The following is a 22,221-nucleotide window of genomic DNA, read 5'->3' as shown; positions in this document are numbered from 1 at the left end:
AACCATGTATTTATAAATCTTTTGTGATAAAATAATCTTTGAATATATTTATAAAAAGGAGAATTATTTTGCGTTTACGAAGAAAACCTTGGATTGATGAAGCTATTTTAGATTTTAATGATTTTGTATATACTAAAGGACAAAGTCCTTCTGAAGAAATTAAAGGTCATTGGCATGAAGTATTTGACCGTCAGGCACCTCTTTATGTAGAACTTGGCACAGGAAAAGGAGATTTCATCAGTAAAACAGCAGCTCTTCATCCTGAAGTTAATTTTATCGGTATAGAACTTCAACAAGATGTTTTATACTATGCTGCTAAAAAAGTAAAAGAACTTGGCTTAACTAATGTTCGCTTAATGGTATTTAATATCGAACAAATTGAAAATATCTTTGCTGAAGATGAAGTTGACCGTTTTTATATCAATTTCTGCGACCCATGGCCAAAAGCTCGTCATGCAAAAAGACGTTTAACTTATGTAGGATTTTTGGAAAAATATCGCAAACTCTTAAAAGATAATGGGGAATTATTCTTTAAAACCGACAATAGACCTCTATTTGATTTTTCATTAGAACAATTTGAACTTGCTAATTTAAAAGTAAATGCACTTACTTTTGACCTTCATAATAGTGAATATCAAGCTAACAATATCATGACAGAATATGAACGTAAATTTAGCGGTTTCGGTGAAAAAATCAATCGCTGTGAGGTAACTTTTACTAAGCAGGATAAAAAATAATGTTGACTAAGCAAAAATTTTGGATAAATGATATGGAAGCTATCACCTGTATCATGTTTATCCTGATTGTCATTGGCACTATAAATATTTGTAGTGCCAGCTTAATAACTGCTTATACTAACTTTGAAAATCCCTATTTCTTTTTAATTCGTCATTTAATAAGTTTGTTAATTGGATTTGTCGCTTTTGCTTTAACTTCTAGATTTAATTATAAAAAATTAAAAAATAAATCTTTACTGCTTACAGTCATAACGATTTTATCCTTAAGTGCTGTATTAATTATGGGTGTTACTGTAAATGGTTCTAAGCGTTGGCTATCACTTGGATTTATGCAATTTCAACCTTCTGAAATCGCCAAAATTGTTACCATTATCATCAGTGCTTCTTATCTTGGTCAATGTATAGATAAAAAAATTCCTATAACGGTAAATCCTCAAAAAAATATTATATTTCTTCTATGTCTAATAATTGCAGGTTTTGTTGAAGCTCAACCTGATATGGGAACTGCACTTATCATCATTGGTATTCCAACCATTATGTATTTTATTGCTGGTCTATCCAAAAAATGGATTGGTATAATCTGTGGTATTGGTTTTATCTTACTTACACTTTTAGCAACCTTCCAACCATATCGTTTAGACCGTATCAATAGTTGGTATGACCCTTGGTCTCGTTCCCAAGAAGATGGTTATCAAATAGTTCAATCCATCTTGGCTATTGGTTCTGGAGGATTTTCTGGCATGGGCTTAGGTCATGGATTTAGTAAATATTCTTATCTACCTGAATCTCATACAGACTTTGCCTTTGCTGTTTTTTGCCAAGAAATAGGATTTATGGGCGCTTTTATTGTCTTTTTACTTTTAATTGCACTAGCTTTTTATTGTATAAAAATTGCTCTACGCACTAAAGATAATTTTGGCAAAATGCTTGTATGTGGCATTACTTTATTGATTGTAGGTCAAGCTACTGGCAATATGGCTATGGTTATCGGTATTGTTCCTGTAGTTGGTGTACCTTTACCGTTCATCAGCTATGGTGGTACTTCACTTATCTTAAATATGATTAGCATAGGCTTAGTTTTAAGCGTAGACCGACATAATCATATCATAAAAAAAAGTACTAAAAATGAAACAATAACTACTCCACCTATTAAATATTTAAGCAAGAAAAAACATCTCTATCGTTTAAAATAAAAAATAAATAATGGCAAAATAAAAGACGATTAACATATCTTCATGCTAATCGTCTTTTATCTAGTATACTGTGTATACATCAAACTACCTCACTATTTAATTTTTTTGCAAATCTTCCCTTAAGATAGAAGTCTTTGCTGTATTTATCAGTCAGCTAACGTGTGTAATATGCATTTAATTCCAAATACATCTTTTTACATTCTTTTATAATATTCTAACTAACTTAAAATACACCTAATACGTATTATACACTTTTTGAATTAATAATAAATTTTGTAACGTTACTATTTGTGCACACTTATAAATCAGTTTAGACTTTAACTAACAATGCCTTACTATCTATAAAATCTAGTTTTTCTTTACAAACTTGCTTTCTTCAACAGCACGAGATATCTAAGTGCAACTTTCATTAAAGCCTTTTTGCAAATCCGCTATAACCCTCACTCCTTTCGAATGCATTCTATATAAATAATTTTTAGTTCCTCTGTACAATAATTTCTATTGCTCATTCTCCATAAACTATTTTTATATCATTACATTCAATTGTTTTAAGCACTATAACTTTTCTTTCTGTTTTTATTATAGCACAGTCAAAATTTTATTGCAATAATCAGATTATTTTTTTTATATATTTTTTTCTGTAAAAATAACATTTTAATAAAAAAATATAAGTGCCTACTAAAAAATCTCATAGTAGACACTTATGAATTATCCTTTGCTTATTAACGTTGAAAAAAGTTATATAACTCTCTAACCATAATAAGAGAAGATGTAGCACCTGGGTCTTGATGACCAATACTTCTGATACCTAAATAGCTTGCACGACCTTTGCTTGCAGAAATAGTGCGTGTATAATCTGCACCTTCTTTTGCAGCTCTTGATGCTTCACCTAAACATTGGAATAATGTTAAATCTTTTTCTTTACCTTTTACAAAAGCTGTATGTACAGGAATTAAAACATCTAACATTGTTTTTTCACCTGGTTCTACACGACCACGTTTTTTAATAGCTTCGATAGCTTCACCTAAAACTTTAATTACAGAATCAACTGTAAAAGATGTATTTTCATCACAAGCTTTAGCTGCACGGTTGAAAGCTGCTGCATATAATGGACCAGCTGCACCGCCTACATTTTCAGAAAAAGCTGTACCTATAGCTTTGAAAACTTTTGCTGGATTTCCATCATCATTCATATTGTCAATTTCTTCTAAAGCAGCTTCAAAACCAATAGCCATATTATTGCCATGGTCGCCATCACCAATAGCTTTATCTAACATATTTAAATAATCTTTTTGGGCTATTATAGCTTTTGCTATATGTTCAACTGCATCTTTAATTCTTGTCATATACGATATTTCCTCCCAAAATTTTAATGAAAATTATAATATTATTTAATTAAATAACTTATAAATAGCCTAAATATACAGATTAATTTTAACATATAATCTGCTTACTGTGTATATGTATATCTAAAAAAATGATATCTATCAATATACCATTTTTATCTAATTATACAATACAAACTATACAAAAATCACCTTTGTTGTATTTCTTTTGCTAAAATAATATAATAGTATATTATATTATTCTATTTTTTACAATATTTTAATATAACATTTTTTATAATCTATTTAAATAAAAGAGGTATCTATATGTTAAAGCCAAATGTTGGTCATATAAATTATTTAAATTGTCTTCCTTTAACTTATACATTCACTAAAAATCCTAGTGATAAATTCAATTTATTTAAAGATGTTCCTGCTAATTTAAATCAAGCAATCACGCAAGATAAATTGGATATCAGTCCTGTTTCATCTATCATTTATGCTCGCAATTTTGATAAATTAATGATTTTACCCGATATCAGCATTATGGCTGACGGCCCTGTACAAAGCATAATTTTAGTCAGCAAAAAACCTATTCATGAAATTACCACAGATAAGATTTTACTCACATCTCAATCGGCTACTTCACATTGTCTTTTGAAAATAATCATGAATAAACGTTATCATGCTACACCAGATTATTCTATTGCTAAAGTTTCACCTCAAAATCCTTTTTCTGATGAAAACGCTACCGCTTCTCTATTCATTGGTGATGATGCTCTCTTTTTAAAATATCATCAAGATAAGAATTTATATTATTATGATATCGGTCAGCAATGGAAAGAATTCACTAATCTTTGCATGGTATATGCAGTATGGGTAGTACGCAAGGATTTTGCACAAGAAAATCCTCAAAAAACCTCTATTATTCAGCAATATATAAAAAATGGTTTTGCTAATGGTTTTGCCAACCTTCATCAGGCTATAAAAGAAATCGCTACAGATAAACCATTTTCTTTCACGCAATTAGATGAATATCTTCATATAATTCAATGGAAATTACAAGAAGAACAACTCAAAGCTTTATCTTTATTTTATCAATATGCTTTTGAATTAAATCTAATTGATGCACTTCCACAATTAAATATATTTAATCCAAATACTAAAAATTAAATACGTAAAAACAAAAATGGTGTTGATAAAATATCAACACCATTTTTTATATTAATTTTGGTCGGGGAACTTATTTAAGAATACCTAGACCGTAACCAATAATACCTACAGCGAATAAGCCAAAGATAATCCAAATTGCATTGACTTTTTTCTTCATGAGTTTCATGCATAAGAATGTAAGTAAAAGTGGTATGAGACCTGGCATTAATTGGTCTAAGATAGATTGAACAGTAGTTGTAACTACACTACCATCTTGCATAGTTACTTCAGAAATAACTACTGGAATATTAACGGTTGTCCATTTATTTACCAGTGCCCCCATGACGAATAACCCTAAGATAGAAGCACCTTCTGTAATTTTTTGAAGAGTATTACCAGCTACGTCCTGAATAATATCAGTACCTTTAGTGTAGCCATATTTAATACCATACCAACGAATAAGTAAACGTACTACATTGAATAATACAAAGAATAAAATAGGACCAAGCAAGCTACCGCCCATAGCTAAAGAAGCACCAAGAGCTGCGCAGATAGGACGAAGAGTACCCCAGAAGATTGGGTCACCAACACCTGCAAGAGGTCCCATCATACCAACTTTAATACCGTTAATAACACCATCTTGAATGTCTTTACCATTAGCTTTTTGTTCTTCCATAGCTGCTACTACACCAATGATTGGAGCTGTAACGAATGGCTGTGTATTATAAAATTCTAGATGTCTTTTAATAGCTTGTTTTCTTTCTTCGCCTTCATATAATTTTTTAATAATAGGAACCATACCAAAGCAGAAACCAAGTGCCTGCATACGTTCCATATTCCATGAACCTTGAAGGAAATTTGAACGAATAAAGGTCCAGAATAAATCATTTGAACTTAATTTTTTCATAATCTTCAACCTCCTCTTAGTCTAATTCATCATCAAGATCATCATCTACATCACTTTTTGCACTGCCAGCGCTTGCTGCTGCTGGAGCTGCCACTTGATGATATTTAGGGCTAAGCTGAATGTAAACAATTGCACAAACAAGACCAATTACACCAAATGCAACTAAATTGAATTCAGTAAATGCTGCTGTAACAAAGCCGAGGAAGAAGAATGGCATTAAGTAACCAGCATTCATCATGTTAATAACCATTGCATAACCAACTACAACGATGAAGCCACCAGCAACTTGAAGACCACCTGTGATTACTGGAGGAATTGCATTTAATAAACCTTGAACAGCATCTGTACCAATGTACATAGCTACAAGTAAAGATGGAACAGCTACACGTAAAGCTTGAAGTAATAATGCACCCAAATGGCAGATATCAATACCTCTTAAATTACCTTCTTGAGCAAAACCATCTGCTTTATGTTGGAAAACTACTGTTATTGTACGGCAGATAATAGTTAATACCTGACCTGCTGCTGCAAGTGGCATAGCAATCGCAATACCTGCACCAATACTTTGATGACCAGCAATTACAAGAATTGTAGAAATAACAGAAGCAAGTGCTGCGTCAGGTGCCATAGCTGCACCGACATTCATCCAACCAAGTGCAATCATTTCCAAAGTACCACCGATTATAATGCCTGTTGTCATATCACCTAAAATTGCACCAACTAATGTACATGCTATCAATGGACGATGTGTCTGAAATTCATCAAGAACACTGCCCATACCAGCTATTGCTGAAACAATAAAAATAGCTATAAGTTGTACTCCACTGAGTTCCATAAAAAAACCTCCATTCATAAGAGCAGATTAACAGCCATTGAAATTAATAGCTGTTAATCTTTTCATTTAATTATTTAATAATTTCCATTAAATTAACACGTTTATCTGTATCTACTTTTCTAAATTCGATTTCAATACCTTTTTCACTTAATTTTTTGAAGGATTCTACATCTTTATCATCTACAGAAACAGCATTTGTAATTTGGCGTTTACCTTCTTTAAAGCTCATACCACCAACGTTTACAGATTTAATATCTACGCCACCTTCAACCATGCGTAATACACTTGTAGGATTTGTGAAGAGCAATAAGCATTTATCATTTTCATATTTAGGGTTGTTGTATACGCGGATAGCTTTATCTACGCTAACAACACTGGATTTGATACCTGGAGGAGCTACTTGTTTTAAAAGTGTAGCACGAATAGTATCTGATGCTACATCATCATCACATACAATAATACGTTCACAACCAGTAACTTTTGCCCATACAGTTGCTACTTGTCCATGGATTAAACGGTCATCAATTCTAGCTAATACAATTTTCATTATAAATCGTCTCCTTCGTCATCTGTTTCGCTTTCAACTTGGCTTTTATGGAATTTTTGAGCTCCAGCTACACTAGCTTCTACAGCTTTTTCCATTGCATCTTGAACATTTGCATTTTCGCCATTGCATAAACGATAATTTATTACTTCTACAAGCATTGGTAAGCTAACGCCTGTTACAATACCGCATTTATCATTTTCCATAGCAACACGGCATGCAGCATTATAAGGGCTACCACCAAATAAATCATTTAAAATAATTACACCATTAGTAGTGTCCATTTCTTCCATGGCTTTATTATATTTAGCCATTAAATCTTCTGGACCTTCCCCTGGTACTAATGTTACTGTTGTTAAATTATCTGGCTGACCACAAATCATAGCACAAGTATTTACTAATTCTTCTGCTAAATGCCCATGTGTACCAACAATAATACCTAACATTTTAATTTCCCCTTTCAAAATTCTTCTTGTTATATATTATATGCAAATGGCGTGCCAACTTTTAGTGTCAAAATTTTTACTGTAACTATAAGGACTTTTTAAATGGTAATTATGCGTATTATCTAAAAATTGACACTCTTCTTCCATTTACTAAACTGTGTCAATTAAAAATTGACACTAAAACAAAAAGTCTGTGTCATTTTTAATTGACACAGACTTTTTTAGACACACTTTTTTTAAATCATGCTTACAATATAATACATTTCATCTTTTGTTAATTTTATTTGTAATGTTTCCTCAAATATTTTTGCAGCTTCTTCTACAACTTTTAATTTTTCTTTATTTATATTTTCTATATTTTTTTCATTAAATTTAAGTCCATTATTAATTACCATTCGCTCTAATGCACAGCCTATATGAATTATCAAGCGCAATTTCTGAGGATTGTCCCATGTTAATTTTAATTTTTCTTCTAAAATATTGATAAATTTAAGTAAAATATCAATTATTTTATTAGGATTTAAATATAACAACATTTCCTGCAATCCATCTTCACAAAAACGTTTCAAAACAATATTTGTTTCGTCTTTTTTTACAATATCTTTTGCTCCCACAATTTCACGCAAAATAATATCACCTTGACCGCTGATGATTTGCTCAATTGGTATAAATGGAGCATCTATATGTGGATTTTTTATACCTACAACAGCAATAATCTGATATTTATGCCCTATTTCCGTTAAGCGTTTATGCATATCTACAATGCCTATAGGAATTACTTTTATATGGTTCATTGAAGCATCAATCAAGATATCAATCACTAAATTTTGTAATTTTTCCGCTGTTCCCTTACCTGTACTACAAATTGTTACTACAGCTTTTTGTCTATCATTTGTGTCATCAATTGATAGTGTGTTATGTTCATAACCATTAAAATTCTTCAAGGAATCATATATAGCACTTAAACTGATACCTGCAATATCTGCTTTTCTCATCGCTTCTAATACAAATGGCGTCGTAACCATGCCTAAAGTCCTAACTGGCACACCTAATCTTTCTTCTAATATAGGGCCAAAGCTACATAAAGAACCCATATCCGCTAGTAATAATACACCTTCTTGGCAATTAATATTTTGTAATTGCTCAACAATCTGATTTAACATATCCTCTGGTCGACACTCTAAAGGCATATCAAAAGCTAATATCGGCGCTTTATTAGCACTAAACAATTTTCGTGCCACATTCACCATAGAACTTGCTGTATATTCACCATGCATAGCTACTGCTATTACTATCTTTTGCGATTTATCTTCTTGTTTTAAAGATTGCAATAACATAGCAAAATATTCTGTTTCTGATTTTGACACAGATACTTTATATTTTTCTTCAATCATCAATTTTATTTTTGTCGCTAATTTAAATTCTATAGAATTTGTGTCAATTGTACCTTCCAAAGCATTATGCAAATTCTGCTTTCCTTTTATGCGATTGAATAATGAACTTAAATGCAAACCAAACGCATATAAAAAACGCTCTCTTGATACTAATTTTATATAACGCTCCACTAAAGATACTACTTGCTGAGCAAATTCCACCATATCTGCATCAATGATTTTCAATAATCTATCATAAACAGATAAAGAAATATCATCTTTTTGATTATAAAAAGTTTTTACATACGTATTTACGTCCGCTACGACAATTTGTTGAATTAATTCTTCCGCTATGCCTTCTCGCTTAAGCATATTAACCTTATTTTCTACCATTTGATATAAATTAAATGGCTCATCTTCGCTTTCACGAGGCAATTTACTTTTGCTAGATGGTGTTACATACAATCCTTTTTCAATATAACGACTAATCAAAGCTATATCTTCACGCGTTTGACTCATCGGCAAAATCCCTGATTTTATATTTGCAGGCAACATTTGATAAGTTATCTCAATATGACCATCTGTCTTTATACCGTTTAAAAATGCTTGTGCACATAAAAGACGAATATTAGATTTTAATTGACCAACATTACCATTACCAATACTGCCGATAATCGCTTTTATCGCATCTGAAGAAACTTTTACTGGTCTTTTTATACTGCGTGATTCTTCTGTAAATAACACTGTCATTATTTCCAATTTTTCTTTTAACGAACGCTCTGCTAATGGTGGTATAGATATTATATTAGGAATACGTCTTTTAAAAGTCTTAGTCAATACTGAATCAGGATTTTCTGTAGTCGCTCCAATGATTAACACACTAGCTGTTCTTTCTCTTTTCGTTTCACCTAAACGATTGAAAGTCCCTGTATCCATAAAATAAAAAATCATTTCTTGCCCTTCTGGTGGCAATCTGTGAATTTCATCTAAAAATAAAATACCTTCATTTGCTGATTCAATTAAACCTGGTACAGACTTATCCGCCCCAGTGAAAGCACCTTTAATATGCCCAAAAATATGTGAAATCAACAATTGAGGATTATTATAATAATCTGCACAGTTAAAAGTTACAAAAGGTGCATTCGTAGCAAAACGACCAACTTCTTTACCATATTCAAACATCATGTGTGCTAAGAGCGTTTTACCGACACCAGTTTGACCTACAATCAGTGTATGTAATCCATTTGGAGGATAAATCACTGCCGCTTTTGCTTGTTCTACTTGCGTTTTCAAACTATCTTCTGCACCAATTAAATCACTAAATGCAGATTTATCTATTTTATTTATTTTATTAACAGTTTTTATTTCTATCTTATCATTGATATTTTCATCATTTATTTTATATAAAACAGGTCTACCTGAAATCTTCATTATTTTACCCATTCTATATAATTTATTTAACTCTCTACTGACATTACTGCGTAAAATTCCTAAATTATCTGCAATAGCAGTAGCTGTAAGAGCCTTCTCACTATCTTGACTCTTTGCTACCTCTTGTAAATATTCAAAAACCCTTTCAATACGTTTCATTGTCAATTACCTTTCTATTTCAAAAATTCATTTCCACACCTAGATTTCTTCAACAATGAAATCATCTCTTTTTACCATTTTTAGAAAAAACAGCAGGAAAAAACCTGCTGTTTTCTTTATTTTACTATATGTTTACCACCATAATATCGAGATGCCCAATACGTATTATCTAAATTATCTACACGAATACCTCTACTTGTTGATGCATGTATAAAATTTCCGTTGCCTAAATAAATACCACAATGAGAGGCTCCTGGTTCATACGTAGTAAAAAATACTAAATCTCCAGCTTCTAAATCATCTGGTTCGACAAGTTTTCCTAATTTATATTGTTCATCTGCCGTGCGAGGTATGCGAATTCCATGTTTAGCAAAAACATATTCCAAATAACCAGAGCAATCAAAACCTGCTGGTGTATCTCCGCCAAACACATACGGCACGCCAATATAATCCTTCGCTGTAGCTATAATACCTGGGACTTCTTTTTTAGATAAAAATTGTCTGCCATATGGCACTGAAGATAAATTATCTAAAATAATTTTTTCGTTAATAGATGACTGCGAATTGACTATAACATTTTGTTTTCCGCCTTTAATAGCCCTCCATGTCTCACGATTTACAATGCCTGTAACTTTTATTTTATGATCTTTTTGAAAAGCTTTTACTGCTTCTTGCGTCTCTTTATCATAATTACCGCTAACTTTACTTAAATCATAATTCATACGAATGAGGTTTTGCTGTAAAACTATTACATCATGTCCATGAGAATTCAATTTTAGTATTGGTGCCGCCTGTGCATTAGCATTTATAAAACAACAAATAATTGCCAAAATCAATACTTTATAACTTAATATACAATATCGTTTTTCCATCTCCACCTATTCCCACCGTCCCTTCACTTTTATTTATACAATAATTGATATTAAATAGCTTCATGCATATTCTGTAAGTTAACTTTTAAAGTTTCGTTCACATCAAAAGCTTTTAAAGCTTTTATTTGTTCTTCTACATTATTAGTATAAAGAATTTCTATATTATTTTTTAATAAGCGTTTTACTTGTGCCATAACTAAAGAGCTTGATTTATTATTAGATAAAATAATATAGTTTTTAGCAATATCGCCATGAATTAAATTAATTAAATCACCAACAGCAGGGCCACTTACTTTATCTTGAGTGATTACTGCAATTGCACCTAATTGTTCTAAACTTTGAGCTGTTTTTTCATCATCAGCTACTGCTAAAATAGCGATATCCATAATAGTTTTATCTACATTTTTCAAATCATGTGGTATAGCCAAATTTTGAATTTTAATGTCTTCGATTTGACCCCAATCTACAGCCTGACCAACTACTAAACCTGGGCAATCTGTGTGTAAATACACAGTTATTCTATCATCTAATGATTTTACTACTATTACTTTACCTAATGGATTTAACATTTTTTCTAAATCACTGATACTAGCACGACATTTTACTAAACTAAATGATACTGCATATGTATAAACAATATCGAATTTAGGATTTGGTACATCATGAGATTTTTTAAAACCAGAAGAAAATAATAATACTGGTGATACATAATTTCCATCCAAACCAGCTCTACAACCTTGTAAAAATACCATTAGAGCTTTTGCCCCTGCATCTACAAAGCCATTTTTCTTTTCAGCTTGACTTAATGCAATGCCACCTGCTTTGATAGCTTCTGTTAAAATTTCAGCAATTGGTAAATTTGCACGAACAGCATTATAAGCACCTTTTGCCACTGCTTTTGCTGTAATAATCAAAGGACGTTCTACTTCATCATTTACTGCTCGTTGAGCATATAAAATACCATATTGGAAAGATTTTCCAAAAACAGAAGATGATGCATCATATTTTCCTGCTAAACCTTTAGCAATACCACGTAAAATTTGTGAAATCAATACACCTGCATTGCCATGAGCACCTAAAACTGCCGCACTGCCTACACGTTTAGATACTCCACCAATGCTATCTGCTTGTAAATCACGAAGAGACATCGCAGCTGCACCAATTGTACGTAAAATATGTGTACCTGCTTTTTCATCCATTAAAGAATCAGCATTTAAAGCATTGATATTTTCATATTCTAATAAAAAGGCACTGTAGGCACCTGCTATCATTCTTTTAAAATCGTTACCTGTTATTACTTCTCTATTTCCTGTCATAAAAACCACTCCAATATTCTACCTGAATAATATATATATTCTACTAGATAATATTCTAAAAATCCATCAATATATCCTTTTATTATTTACAAAAAAATGGATGCATTAAAATTATACATCCATTTTATCACTTATTTATAAAAAATTTCCCATAATAAAGTTAAATTTAAGCAAGTTACAATTATACCGACAATAATTAAAATTATTTTCTGATATAAATGATTTGCAAATTTACCCATTATTTTTTTACTAGATGTTAAATATATCAATAAAAAAATAGTAATTGGTAATTGTATGCTTAAAAACATCTGTGAATAAATCAAACCTTCAAATGGGTCTTGAATAAATAATATAACTAATATAGCTAAACCATAAGTTATCAATACACCATGCCATGAATGATAATCTTTAATATTATAATCTTCACCAAAAATACCAGAGAAAATACTGCCTCCTGCTATTCCGCATGTCGCTGTTGAAGATATTCCTGCAAATAATAAAGCTATGGCAAAAATTAAGGCTGCACTATCACCTAAAATAGGTCTTAATAATTCTGTCGCTTGTGCTAAATCATCTACTTGTAAATTATTTGTGAAAAATACACTGGCTGCAATAATAATCATCGCACTATTTATTGCCCAACCAAGTCCCATAGAAAATAAAGTATCTAAAAACTCATATTTCAATTGTCGTTTTATAATTTTTTCATCTTGCAAATTCCATTGACGCGATTGTATTACTTCAGAATGTAAAAATAAATTATGTGGCATGACTACTGCCCCTAATACACTCATAATAATTACAATTGAGCCTTCTGGAAAAGAAGGTGTTACCCAACCACTTATAGCCTCAGTCCATTCAACTGAAACCATATTCAATTCAAGTAAAAATGAAAAACCAATAATAGATACAAAAGCTATGATTATTTTCTCCATTTTAGGATAAGAATTAGTTTTTAATAAAACAGCACAAAAAACTGCTGTGATTATAGAGCCTATAACAAGTGGTATATTAAATAATAAATTGAGTGCTATAGCTCCACCTAAAATTTCTGCTAAAGCTGTTGCAATAGATGCCATCATTGCCGTTGCTAATATTGGTCGTGAAAGCCACTTCGGTAGATATTTAGTAGATGCTTCAGATAAACAAAGCCCTGTTACTATTCCCAGATGAGCTGCATTATGTTGAAGCAAAATTAGCATTATCGTTGAAAGTGTTACCATCCACAACAATAAATAACCAAAATCTGCACCAGCTGCCAAATTTGATGCCCAGTTACCAGGGTCAATAAAACCAACTGTAATTAAAAGACCTGGACCAATATAGCGAAGAATTTCTCTAGCTCTTTCGCTTGCTGAATGTTTTTTACTATAATCTTTTAACATAAATTTATTCCTTTACTTTTATTTATTTGAAAATATTTCTCAATTAATATTTAATTTAAATTATAACAAATATAAATATATAATCAACAAATATTTCTTACAGGAATTATTATTCGATTACAATTTCCAAACAATCTAATAAATCAATTACATCAGGATAAGAAAATTTAGCATTTTTTAAATTGCAATCAGTGATATCTATTTTAAAGTTTTTAGCTTTTCTAAAATCTGTTTTTGTTAAATTAGAATGCTTAAATTTTGTATTTTGCAAATCAAGTTTTCTAAACTTACAATCTTTTAAATCACAATTTTCAAAACTACATTCATATATTTTATTATCTTCAAAATTAGTATTCACCATTTTTAAATTCTCAAAATAATTATATTCCAAAGAACAATTTTTTAATTGCTCTATGATTTTTATGCCCTTAATTTTCGCTCTAAAATCCTGCCATAAAATTCCTACTAACTTGCAATTAAAAAAATTGCTATATTTTATTTGTGAATTTTCTATTTTAGGATTAATAATTTGACAATCTATAAATGTGCAATTTACAAAATCACAATTGATTATTGATTTATCCCACCAAAACATATGATAAAATTTACAATCGATAAATTCCATATTCTTAATATCATTTTCAAATATATCTAATTTAAATATTTCATTTTCATAAATAATTTTATTAAACATTTTATATTCCTTTAATTAAATAGCATTATTAATAGTATTTATCTTCATGATATAATGATTATATCATTATAAAAAGGAGATTATCTTATGAAACAATGTATGGAAACAGAAAAGCTCCATCGCCGTATAAAAAAAATTATTGGGCAATTAAATGCCATAGATAGAATGATTGATGATGAAACTATTCCTTGTGAAAATGTTTTAATGCAAGTAAATGCTGCAAAATCCGCTCTACATAGTGTTGGCAAAGTAATTTTAGAAGGGCATTTAAAACACTGTGTAATTGATGGTATTCAACATGGTGATGCAGAAAAAACAGTTGAAGAATTTGCTAAAGCCATTGACCATTTTTCTAGACTATCATAAAAAAAGCGATTGATTTTCATCAATCGCCATTTTTATTATTAGAGCATTTGTTCTTTTTTCGCTAAAATATCTGCTACAGCTTTGCATGCTGGACAATCACAATATTTTGCACCTTTTGCCTTAATATCTTGAGCATGAGCTAATACATTTTTTGCCATTTCTTCACCAAAAACTTTAAAACCCATTTCAGAATTAGCAAAAGCAATCAATCCATCAATCGGCATAATATCAGCTTCAAGCTCTGCTATATATTTTTTAGTTTCTGCTAATTGATTATCTGTGCCAATAGCATCAAGCCAATTTTGTGCTGCTTGTTTTGCTTCTTTGCTACAAGAAGGAGCATTCATTAATTCATGTGTTTTTTCTACAACATAATCTAATACTTTTTGATCCATGATAAATCCATCGCCTTTCTAAGTATTATTTTCTCATTACTTTTATAATATAACTACTCAAAACGGCTGTAAAGTAAGCACCTTTTAGTAACATAGTTACTTTAAAGTAACTAATTATCAAATAAAAATGCACCTTAAAACTATATTAAGTCTTAAGGTGCATTATTTTATGCTTCTTGTAAAATTTCTCTTAATTTTTCCATATTCATATTTTGACGAACAGTATCTGCTAAACGATTAAATGCTGCTTGTTTCGCTGCTGCATAATTTGTACTTACAGGTAATGCTTCTAATCCTTTACGTTTACGCAATATATTGATCAGACTACGGCGATATTTATCATTATCAAAAATACCATGAATATATGCACCCATGACATTTTGTTCTTGATTTATCATACCTTCTGCCACCTGTACATCTTTATCAGCACGTTTTGTGATCATGAATGGATGATTTGCTTCTTTTGTAAATTTAGTAGTTCCCATATGAATTTCATAACCAAATAAATCATCTATAGATAATTTTTCACCTAAAAATTCCCAAGAAAGACATTTTGCTTCAACTTGTGAAGTGAGTTTTTTCTCTACAAAAGTAGTTTCCATTGGCAAAAAGCCAAGTCCTTTTACGCTATCATTATCTGATTCAGTATGCAATGGGTCACTGATTTTTTCACCAAGCATTTGATAGCCACCACAGATGCCGATGATAGGAATGTTTTTTTCATGAGCTTCATTTAAAGCTTTTTCCATACCACTATCACGCAAATAAAGCATATCTTCTGTAGTGTTTTTGCTACCTGGAAGTAAAATTAAATCTGCATCACCGATTTCTTGACCTTCTTTTACATAATAAAGATTTATATCATCTTCTTTACTCAAAGCATCAAAATCAGTGAAATTGGAAATTTTAGGAGTTTGAATTACTGCAATTTTTATTGGTGCATTTACTTTATCTTTCGCTTGAGTCTTTTTATCATCTAAAGATACAGAGTCTTCATCTTCAATACCTAAATCAGGTAAATAAGGAATTACACCTAAAACTGGTTTTCCCGTTTTTTCTTCGAGGAAATCAAGTGCAGGCTGTAAAATAGTTACATCGCCACGGAATTTATTGATGATAAGTCCTTTTACTAAAGCTCTTTCATCTGGTTCTAAAAGCTCTAAAGTTCCCACAAGGGAAGCCAATGCTCCGCCACGGTCAATATCAGCAATCAACAATACTGGTGCATTTAAATATTTAGCAATACGCATATTTACGATATCATTTGCTTTTAAATTCACTTCTGCTGGACTGCCTGCACCTTCAATCACCATCATATCAAAGCGCTCTTCTAAACGGCGAATAGCTTCTTTTACAGTATCAAAAGCTTTTAATGAATATCCCTTATGATATTCGCGTGCAGACATATTACCTACAGCTTTTCCCATTAAAATAACTTGTGAACAAGCATTTCCTGTTGGCTTCAATAATACAGGGTTCATCTCTACAAATGGCTCAAGACCTGCTGCTTCTGCTTGAGCTACTTGAGCCCTGCCCATTTCATCGCCATCTTTAGTTACATAAGAATTAAGTGCCATATTCTGTGCTTTAAATGGCACTACAGACATACCTTCTTGATAAAAAATTCTGCATAAAGCTGTAGTTAAAATACTTTTTCCTACATGAGAAGAAGTACCTTGTAACATAATATGTTTAGTCATCAGTTTTCCTCCATCTCTAGTGATTTTTTATAAGCTCTTATTTTTTCCACAAAATATTTAGCATTTTGCTTTGAGCCTAAAAAATGTAAATGCAAATATGAACCTACAATATTATCTTTAGCATATCCTGCTTTGTATTTCATATTATTACGCATTTTCGTAAATTCAAATGCCCATGGAAAACTTTCATCTTGTGTATCAATCTGCGTTGAAAAATGAAATTCATGACCTTTTATCTCATCATTTTGTTTTCCTAAAATATTATCTTGCAGAATTTTTGCTTTTACATAACCCACAGTCTGCAATTTTTTATTCATTTGAGCTTTTGCAGGAATAAGCCCCACCATTTCATAAAATCTTTGCTCAAAATCATAAATTCCCTGCATTAAATACATAAAGCCACCACATTCAGCATATATTGGCATTTTGCGTTCATTAGCTTTGCGTATGGATTTTATCATCGAAGTATTTTGCATAAGTTCTTGAGCAAAAACTTCTGGGAAACCTCCGCCAAAAATCAAAGCATCAACATCATCAGGAATAGTTTCATCTTCTAGTGGACTAAAAAATTTCAACTTCGCCCCTAAATTTTCTAATTGAGCTAAACTTGCTGGATAATAAAAAGAAAAAGCTTTATCTTGTGCAATACCTATAGTTATATCTTTTTTGATATTTTCAGCTTCAAATTCTTCAACTTCAATAGCTGGTGCTGTTTTAGCAAGTTCAATGATTTCATCTAAATACACTTCTTGAGCAATTTTTTCAGAAATCTTTTCGATGACCTCACGTGCATTATTTTCTCCAACTGGTGTCAAACCTAAATGACGCTCTGGCATATGCACACTATCATCACGGAAAATTGCACCATAAACAGGCACATTTATTTTCTTCATAGCTTCTTCAATCAAAGCTTTATGTGTTAGTGAACCTAATTTATTTAAAATTACACCGGCTAAATTCACATCACTATCATATAATTTAAAACCAAGTGCTATAGCTGCGGCTGAATCGCCCATTGATTGCACATTGATGACTAAAATCACAGGTGCATTTAATTTTTTTGCTAATTGTGCTGTAGAACTAACACCATTTTTTCCACCATCATAAAGCCCCATAACACCTTCGATAATCGCTATATCGGCATCTTTTGATTCTTGCACAAATAAATCATTTATCATACTTTCATCAACAAGCCATGTATCGAGATTATGACCTTTTCTTCCTGCCGCCATGCCATGATAACTAGGATCAATATAATCAGGGCCAACTTTATACGGTTGTACATTTAAACCTTTATTTTTTAATGCACGAAGTATTCCTGTAACGACTGTAGTCTTACCTGAACTACTTTGAGTGGCTGCAATAACTACACGAGGAATATTTACTTTTTTCATCATTAAATCACCTTATTAAATGCGTGTATTATCAATGATATACATTACTGCATTAATACAAGAAGCAGCAATTGGGCTACCGCCTTTTGTTCCTGTTACTGTAATATATGGAACTTTTGATTCAGCAATTAATAAATCTTTTGATTCAGCAGCTCCTACAAAACCAACTGGTGTACCAATGATAGCAGCTGGACGAATATTTTCTTCATTCATTAAACGGATAACTTCAAATAAAGCTGTTGGTGCATTACCAATAGCAACGATTGCTCCATCTAGTTCTTTGCCAAAATGACGCATAGCAGCAATAGAACGAGTGATACCATGTTCTTTAGCATATTTTGCAATTTCTGGATCTGCTATTTTACATTCTACAGAGCCACCCCAAGAGGCTAATTTGCGTTTATTGATACCAGTGCGAACCATTTCTACATCAGTATAGATTTTGCAACCAGAAAGCAAAGCTTTTTTCATGGAAGCTACTACATCTTTATGAATGCGAATGATTGGTGCATAATCCACATCACCAGAAGCGTGAATAATACGAGAATAAATTTTTGTTTCTTCTTCGCTTAAATTTAATTTTTCAATATATGGTTTAATAATTTCAAAACTACGAACTTCTATCGCCATTGGGTCTTTGATAAATTCCATCAAAATCCCTCCTATTTTTCATATTTGGCAACAAATATGCCTACACAATCATAATCATGAGTTAAATTTTTATAATCTATTCTAGGTCTATCAATAATGACAATTTCTAGACCTAATTTAATTGCAGCTGTCAATTTTGTTTCTGTGCCACCTAAAGTACCACTATTTTTCATTACAACAACATCTGCATTGTATTTTTCATATAAAGCTATATTCAAGCTTTCCGAAAAAGGCCCTTGCACAGCTACTATATCTTTGGGAGATATTCCACAGTTTTCACAGATTTGCAAAGAAGCAATCGCAGGAAGTACTCTCGCTATAATATGCTTATTGTATTTTTTACTATCATTAGCAAATAAATCTAAACGATTGCTACCTGTTGTCAAAAAGATATTTTCACCTAATTGCATAGCAAGGTCAGATGCTTCTTCATAAGTTTTCACTAAATGAAGTTTATTATAAGCAGGTATTGGTGTTACTTCTCTTTCATAGCGAATATAAGGTATATTTAATTCATCACAAACCTGCATAGCTGTTTTAGATACATTCACCGCATATGGGTGCGTAGCATCTACAAAAACTTTTATCTGATTTTCTTTTAAGCAATTCTTCATAGCTTCTTCATCTAATTTATGGTCATTGATGATTAAATTTTCATCTTTCGGTAATAACTCTTTACCATAATTAGTAACTACGGAAGCCATAACTTTATAATTTTGCTTTAATAAATATTCTACAAGACCTCTACCATCTTGCGTTCCTGAAGCTACAAAAATCATACTTCATAGCCTCTAGGTGTTATCATAAAGCCTTCTTTAGCAAAAGTTTTGCTATTGCCAATGATTACCATAGAAAACATATTGATATCTTCTTTGGTGAAGTTTTCTAAATCAGAAATAACCATTGTTTCATTTTCACGGCTTGCACTATTTACAATGCCAACTGGAGTTTTAGGGTCTTTATGTTTTAACATGATTTCACGAATTTCTTCGATATGCTGTACACGTTTATGGCTTTTTGGATTGTATAAACCAATTACAAAATCACCTTGAGCTGCAAGGTCTGCACGTTTTTTAATCAATTCCCATGGAGTCAATAAATCACTTAAGCTGATGATTGCAAAATCATGCATAAGTGGAGCACCTAATACAGCAGCAGCTGCATTTACAGCAGAAAGACCTGCTACAATCTGAACTTGTGGTCTTTCTTCTTTTGGCAATTTCAATAATAATTCTAAGACAAGACCTGCCATACCATATACACCAGAGTCACCACTTGAAACTACTGCAACATTATGACCTTTTACAGCTTCTTCAATAGCCATTTTACAGCGGTCAACTTCTTGCATCATTCCTGTGCCAATTACATTTTTTCCATCTAAAAGATGTTTTATCAATTTAATATATGTGTTATATCCTGCTACTGTATCAGCTTCTAAAATAGCATTTAAAGCACGAGGAGTCATATCCTCTTTACCACCTGGACCAATTCCAATTACTTTAATCATTCCCATGCTAAGGACACCGTCACTTTCTCAAATTTTGTTTTCGGCAAAATTATTTTTGCCCTCTCATTATATGCCAATATAGCAGCTTGACATACATTTCCTATACCAATTTGTTTTTTCACAAAATTAGATTCAGGTAATTTATATTTATCAATCACATTTTGCATGATTGTATTATCATAAAAACGAGTTTCTACTTTATATTTTTCTGCCCATTGATGTAAAGCTTTCTCATTTTGCTTGACGATTGTAGAAACTAATGCTTTGATTTTTAAATCTTCACAATCTGCCATTTTTTTTGCTTCATTTATTGCCTGTTCTACAAGATTTAATTCAACATCTTTGCGACAACCAACGCCAATTATCAATTGTTTTCGCGTTAAAAATAATATATTTTCTCGCACTTGTCGCTTATCTGTGATAAATACACAAAAGTCATTTTGCCTATCAAGTTCTTCTACATCAATCAATTTAGCTTCAATCTTAAAATCTCTAGCCAAATCAATTATTATTTGTTCACTTTGCTTTAAATCTTTATCTACATAATAAATAACTTTTTGCTGTTGAATTAATGCTGAATTAATTATTTTTATATGTTCTAAAGGATAAGGCACTAAGTTATATTTTCTTGCCACCACATCAGGAGCAATTATTTTATTCGTATCTGTCGCTGTAGTAATAACTGGAATAGCATTTAATATATCAGCAATCTTCAACGTAAGTTCATTTGCTCCACCCAAATGACCAGATAATAAGCTTATCGCAAAATTAGCTTTTTCATCTAAAACTATTACAGCTGGGTCTTTGACTTTATGCACAATAAATGGTGCTATCATTCGCACAGCAATACCTGTCGAAGTGAAAAATATAATCGCTTCATACTCAGCAAAAATATTTTTTATCAGTTCACTCATTTTGTCATACTCATATATATGATCAACTAAACTAATATCATATCTATCTTTTTTTACATAGATATCACAAGTTTTCAAGGTATTTTGCAATTTACAAGCTAAATCAGCACCATTTTTAGTTACAGTAATAATCGCATATTTCATTAAGCTTTATCTGTGCCTTGACGATACATATGACTAAATTCTGGTGCATAAAGACGAGATTTTGCATATTCTGTATCTAAACATTTACTTACAACAATCATAGCTGTACGAGAAATATTATTTTCTTTAACGATATCGGCAATAGTTTCAAGTGTACCACGTACAATTTTTTGTTCAGGCCAAGAAGCTTTCTGCACGATAGCAATAGGTGTAGATGGTTCATAGCCACCTTCAATCAACTGTTCTACTACTTCAGAAATCATATGCACGCTCAAGAAAATACACATAGTAGCTTGATGAGCTGCTAAAGATTTTAATTTTTCTTTTTCAGGAACAGGTGTTCTACCTTCATTACGTGTGATGATTACAGTCTGAGAAATTTCAGGAAGTGTATATTCCTGTTTCAATGCTGCTGCTGTAGCTAAGAAAGAACTTACACCAGGAATTACAGTGTATTCAATATTGCGACGAGATAATTCGTCCATCTGTTCTTGAATAGCACCATAAATTGCAGGGTCACCAGTATGAAGTCGAACTGTCATTTTACCTTCTTGTTCTGCTGCTGTAATTGTTTCAATAACTTCACCTAAAGTCATAGAAGCACTATTATAAATTTCACAATCTGCTTTTGCATAATCTAATAATGCAGGATTTACAAGAGAACCAGCATAAATAATTACATCTGCCTCTTTTAATAATCTTTGACCTTTAACTGTAATAAGTTCAGGATCCCCAGGACCCGCACCAATAATATAAACCATAAAAATATCCTCCCTAATTC

Annotated in this window: 22 protein-coding genes; 4 read left to right on the top strand and 18 right to left on the bottom strand. The window is 31.5% G+C overall.

Annotated elements, in window-relative coordinates:
- Window positions 1-68: 68 nt before the first annotated feature.
- Window positions 69-737 carry a tRNA (guanosine(46)-N7)-methyltransferase TrmB gene (gene trmB / locus GXM21_RS01535; RefSeq protein WP_008538990.1) on the top strand — a complete coding sequence of 223 codons (669 nt, stop codon included), beginning with the start codon at window positions 69-71 and terminating at the stop codon, window positions 735-737.
- Complete coding sequence (locus GXM21_RS01530) at window positions 737-1,930, top strand: FtsW/RodA/SpoVE family cell cycle protein (protein ID WP_008538992.1); 1,194 nt, start codon at window positions 737-739, stop codon at window positions 1,928-1,930. Before trmB ends, GXM21_RS01530 begins: the two co-directional genes overlap by 1 nt.
- 722 nt (window positions 1,931-2,652) lie before the next feature.
- Here the strand turns inward: GXM21_RS01530 and dhaL are convergent.
- Complete coding sequence (gene dhaL / locus GXM21_RS01525) at window positions 2,653-3,276, bottom strand: dihydroxyacetone kinase subunit DhaL (RefSeq protein ID WP_008538994.1); 624 nt, start codon at window positions 3,274-3,276, stop codon at window positions 2,653-2,655.
- A 306-nt stretch (window positions 3,277-3,582) separates the two neighbouring features.
- On the opposite strand from dhaL, the gene GXM21_RS01520 reads away from it, so the two are divergent.
- Entirely contained in the window at window positions 3,583-4,428 is an 846-nt protein-coding gene (locus tag GXM21_RS01520; protein WP_008538995.1) for a menaquinone biosynthesis protein, read from the top strand.
- 70 nt (window positions 4,429-4,498) lie between these two features.
- Here the strand turns inward: GXM21_RS01520 and manZ are convergent, their stop codons facing one another.
- The 9 genes from manZ to GXM21_RS01475 form a co-directional block, all read right to left on the bottom strand.
- Window positions 4,499-5,314 (bottom strand): PTS mannose transporter subunit IID, encoded by an 816-nt coding sequence (gene manZ, locus GXM21_RS01515; RefSeq protein WP_008538996.1) that lies wholly within the window; start codon window positions 5,312-5,314, stop codon window positions 4,499-4,501.
- A 16-nt stretch (window positions 5,315-5,330) separates the two neighbouring features.
- The gene (locus GXM21_RS01510; protein WP_008538997.1) at window positions 5,331-6,149 is read right to left on the bottom strand and encodes a PTS mannose/fructose/sorbose transporter subunit IIC; all 819 of its coding nucleotides are present in this window, start codon (window positions 6,147-6,149) and stop codon (window positions 5,331-5,333) included.
- A 70-nt stretch (window positions 6,150-6,219) separates the two neighbouring features.
- On the bottom strand, window positions 6,220-6,696 hold the full coding sequence (locus tag GXM21_RS01505; protein WP_008538998.1) for a mannose/fructose/sorbose PTS transporter subunit IIB: 477 nt from the start codon (window positions 6,694-6,696) through the stop codon (window positions 6,220-6,222).
- Window positions 6,696-7,139: a PTS sugar transporter subunit IIA gene (locus GXM21_RS01500; protein ID WP_008538999.1), complete on the bottom strand. Its 444-nt coding sequence runs from the start codon at window positions 7,137-7,139 to the stop codon at window positions 6,696-6,698. Before GXM21_RS01500 ends, GXM21_RS01505 begins: the two co-directional genes overlap by 1 nt.
- 236 nt (window positions 7,140-7,375) lie before the next feature.
- Window positions 7,376-10,102 carry a sigma-54-dependent transcriptional regulator gene (locus tag GXM21_RS01495; RefSeq protein ID WP_008539000.1) on the bottom strand — a complete coding sequence of 909 codons (2,727 nt, stop codon included), beginning with the start codon at window positions 10,100-10,102 and terminating at the stop codon, window positions 7,376-7,378.
- A 116-nt stretch (window positions 10,103-10,218) separates the two neighbouring features.
- Window positions 10,219-10,974, bottom strand: a complete 756-nt coding sequence (locus GXM21_RS01490) for a C40 family peptidase (RefSeq protein ID WP_008539001.1) — start codon at window positions 10,972-10,974, stop codon at window positions 10,219-10,221.
- A 50-nt stretch (window positions 10,975-11,024) separates the two neighbouring features.
- Window positions 11,025-12,290 carry a DAK2 domain-containing protein gene (locus tag GXM21_RS01485; RefSeq protein ID WP_008539003.1) on the bottom strand — a complete coding sequence of 422 codons (1,266 nt, stop codon included), beginning with the start codon at window positions 12,288-12,290 and terminating at the stop codon, window positions 11,025-11,027.
- A 131-nt stretch (window positions 12,291-12,421) separates the two neighbouring features.
- On the bottom strand, window positions 12,422-13,675 hold the full coding sequence (locus tag GXM21_RS01480; protein ID WP_008539005.1) for an Nramp family divalent metal transporter: 1,254 nt from the start codon (window positions 13,673-13,675) through the stop codon (window positions 12,422-12,424).
- A 109-nt stretch (window positions 13,676-13,784) separates the two neighbouring features.
- A complete protein-coding gene (locus GXM21_RS01475; RefSeq protein WP_008539006.1) occupies window positions 13,785-14,369 on the bottom strand; it encodes a pentapeptide repeat-containing protein in 585 nt (194 codons plus the stop codon).
- An 87-nt stretch (window positions 14,370-14,456) separates the two neighbouring features.
- Between GXM21_RS01475 and GXM21_RS01470 the strand changes: the two genes are divergently transcribed.
- Window positions 14,457-14,735: a metal-sensing transcriptional repressor gene (locus GXM21_RS01470; RefSeq protein WP_008539007.1), complete on the top strand. Its 279-nt coding sequence runs from the start codon at window positions 14,457-14,459 to the stop codon at window positions 14,733-14,735.
- 38 nt (window positions 14,736-14,773) lie between these two features.
- Here the strand turns inward: GXM21_RS01470 and GXM21_RS01465 are convergent, their stop codons facing one another.
- From GXM21_RS01465 to cobM, 8 genes are all read right to left on the bottom strand, one after another.
- A complete protein-coding gene (locus GXM21_RS01465; protein ID WP_008539008.1) occupies window positions 14,774-15,130 on the bottom strand; it encodes a hypothetical protein in 357 nt (118 codons plus the stop codon).
- Window positions 15,131-15,297: 167 nt separating this feature from the next.
- Window positions 15,298-16,830, bottom strand: a complete 1,533-nt coding sequence (locus tag GXM21_RS01460) for a cobyric acid synthase (protein ID WP_008539009.1) — start codon at window positions 16,828-16,830, stop codon at window positions 15,298-15,300.
- Entirely contained in the window at window positions 16,830-18,224 is a 1,395-nt protein-coding gene (locus GXM21_RS01455; RefSeq protein WP_039881344.1) for a cobyrinic acid a,c-diamide synthase CobB, read from the bottom strand. The genes GXM21_RS01460 and GXM21_RS01455 overlap by 1 nt, the downstream gene beginning before the upstream one ends.
- 15 nt (window positions 18,225-18,239) lie before the next feature.
- Window positions 18,240-18,875 carry a precorrin-8X methylmutase gene (locus GXM21_RS01450; RefSeq protein ID WP_008539011.1) on the bottom strand — a complete coding sequence of 212 codons (636 nt, stop codon included), beginning with the start codon at window positions 18,873-18,875 and terminating at the stop codon, window positions 18,240-18,242.
- Between the two features lie 11 nt (window positions 18,876-18,886).
- The gene (locus GXM21_RS01445; protein WP_008539013.1) at window positions 18,887-19,654 is read right to left on the bottom strand and encodes a cobalt-precorrin-6A reductase; all 768 of its coding nucleotides are present in this window, start codon (window positions 19,652-19,654) and stop codon (window positions 18,887-18,889) included.
- A complete protein-coding gene (gene cobJ, locus GXM21_RS01440; RefSeq protein WP_015563025.1) occupies window positions 19,651-20,388 on the bottom strand; it encodes a precorrin-3B C(17)-methyltransferase in 738 nt (245 codons plus the stop codon). Before cobJ ends, GXM21_RS01445 begins: the two co-directional genes overlap by 4 nt.
- On the bottom strand, window positions 20,379-21,440 hold the full coding sequence (locus GXM21_RS01435; RefSeq protein WP_008539016.1) for a cobalt-precorrin 5A hydrolase: 1,062 nt from the start codon (window positions 21,438-21,440) through the stop codon (window positions 20,379-20,381). Before GXM21_RS01435 ends, cobJ begins: the two co-directional genes overlap by 10 nt.
- Window positions 21,440-22,201, bottom strand: a complete 762-nt coding sequence (gene cobM / locus GXM21_RS01430) for a precorrin-4 C(11)-methyltransferase (RefSeq protein WP_008539017.1) — start codon at window positions 22,199-22,201, stop codon at window positions 21,440-21,442. The genes GXM21_RS01435 and cobM overlap by 1 nt, the downstream gene beginning before the upstream one ends.
- Between the last annotated feature and the right edge of the window lie 20 nt (window positions 22,202-22,221).

It is taken from the genome of Megamonas funiformis, assembly GCF_010669225.1.
Taxonomy (GTDB): Bacteria; Bacillota; Negativicutes; order Selenomonadales; family Selenomonadaceae; genus Megamonas; species Megamonas funiformis.
Note: the sequence above shows the minus strand (reverse complement) of the source record. Positions and strands in the feature narration are given on the sequence as shown.

Bases quoted from the DNA above. Each gene is read 5' to 3' on its own strand.
- GXM21_RS01530 (WP_008538992.1), top strand. From the start codon at position 737: ATGTTGACTAAGCAAAAATTTTGGATAAATGATATGGAAGCTATCACC.
- dhaL (WP_008538994.1), bottom strand. From the start codon at position 3,276: ATGACAAGAATTAAAGATGCAGTTGAACATATAGCAAAAGCTATAATA.
- GXM21_RS01520 (WP_008538995.1), top strand. From the start codon at position 3,583: ATGTTAAAGCCAAATGTTGGTCATATAAATTATTTAAATTGTCTTCCT.
- manZ (WP_008538996.1), bottom strand. From the start codon at position 5,314: ATGAAAAAATTAAGTTCAAATGATTTATTCTGGACCTTTATTCGTTCA.
- GXM21_RS01510 (WP_008538997.1), bottom strand. From the start codon at position 6,149: ATGGAACTCAGTGGAGTACAACTTATAGCTATTTTTATTGTTTCAGCA.
- GXM21_RS01505 (WP_008538998.1), bottom strand. From the start codon at position 6,696: ATGAAAATTGTATTAGCTAGAATTGATGACCGTTTAATCCATGGACAA.
- GXM21_RS01500 (WP_008538999.1), bottom strand. From the start codon at position 7,139: ATGTTAGGTATTATTGTTGGTACACATGGGCATTTAGCAGAAGAATTA.
- GXM21_RS01495 (WP_008539000.1), bottom strand. From the start codon at position 10,102: ATGAAACGTATTGAAAGGGTTTTTGAATATTTACAAGAGGTAGCAAAG.
- GXM21_RS01490 (WP_008539001.1), bottom strand. From the start codon at position 10,974: ATGGAAAAACGATATTGTATATTAAGTTATAAAGTATTGATTTTGGCA.
- GXM21_RS01485 (WP_008539003.1), bottom strand. From the start codon at position 12,290: ATGACAGGAAATAGAGAAGTAATAACAGGTAACGATTTTAAAAGAATG.
- GXM21_RS01480 (WP_008539005.1), bottom strand. From the start codon at position 13,675: ATGTTAAAAGATTATAGTAAAAAACATTCAGCAAGCGAAAGAGCTAGA.
- GXM21_RS01475 (WP_008539006.1), bottom strand. From the start codon at position 14,369: ATGTTTAATAAAATTATTTATGAAAATGAAATATTTAAATTAGATATA.
- GXM21_RS01470 (WP_008539007.1), top strand. From the start codon at position 14,457: ATGAAACAATGTATGGAAACAGAAAAGCTCCATCGCCGTATAAAAAAA.
- GXM21_RS01465 (WP_008539008.1), bottom strand. From the start codon at position 15,130: ATGGATCAAAAAGTATTAGATTATGTTGTAGAAAAAACACATGAATTA.
- GXM21_RS01460 (WP_008539009.1), bottom strand. From the start codon at position 16,830: ATGACTAAACATATTATGTTACAAGGTACTTCTTCTCATGTAGGAAAA.
- GXM21_RS01455 (WP_039881344.1), bottom strand. From the start codon at position 18,224: ATGAAAAAAGTAAATATTCCTCGTGTAGTTATTGCAGCCACTCAAAGT.
- GXM21_RS01450 (WP_008539011.1), bottom strand. From the start codon at position 18,875: ATGGAATTTATCAAAGACCCAATGGCGATAGAAGTTCGTAGTTTTGAA.
- GXM21_RS01445 (WP_008539013.1), bottom strand. From the start codon at position 19,654: ATGATTTTTGTAGCTTCAGGAACGCAAGATGGTAGAGGTCTTGTAGAA.
- cobJ (WP_015563025.1), bottom strand. From the start codon at position 20,388: ATGGGAATGATTAAAGTAATTGGAATTGGTCCAGGTGGTAAAGAGGAT.
- GXM21_RS01435 (WP_008539016.1), bottom strand. From the start codon at position 21,440: ATGAAATATGCGATTATTACTGTAACTAAAAATGGTGCTGATTTAGCT.
- cobM (WP_008539017.1), bottom strand. From the start codon at position 22,201: ATGGTTTATATTATTGGTGCGGGTCCTGGGGATCCTGAACTTATTACA.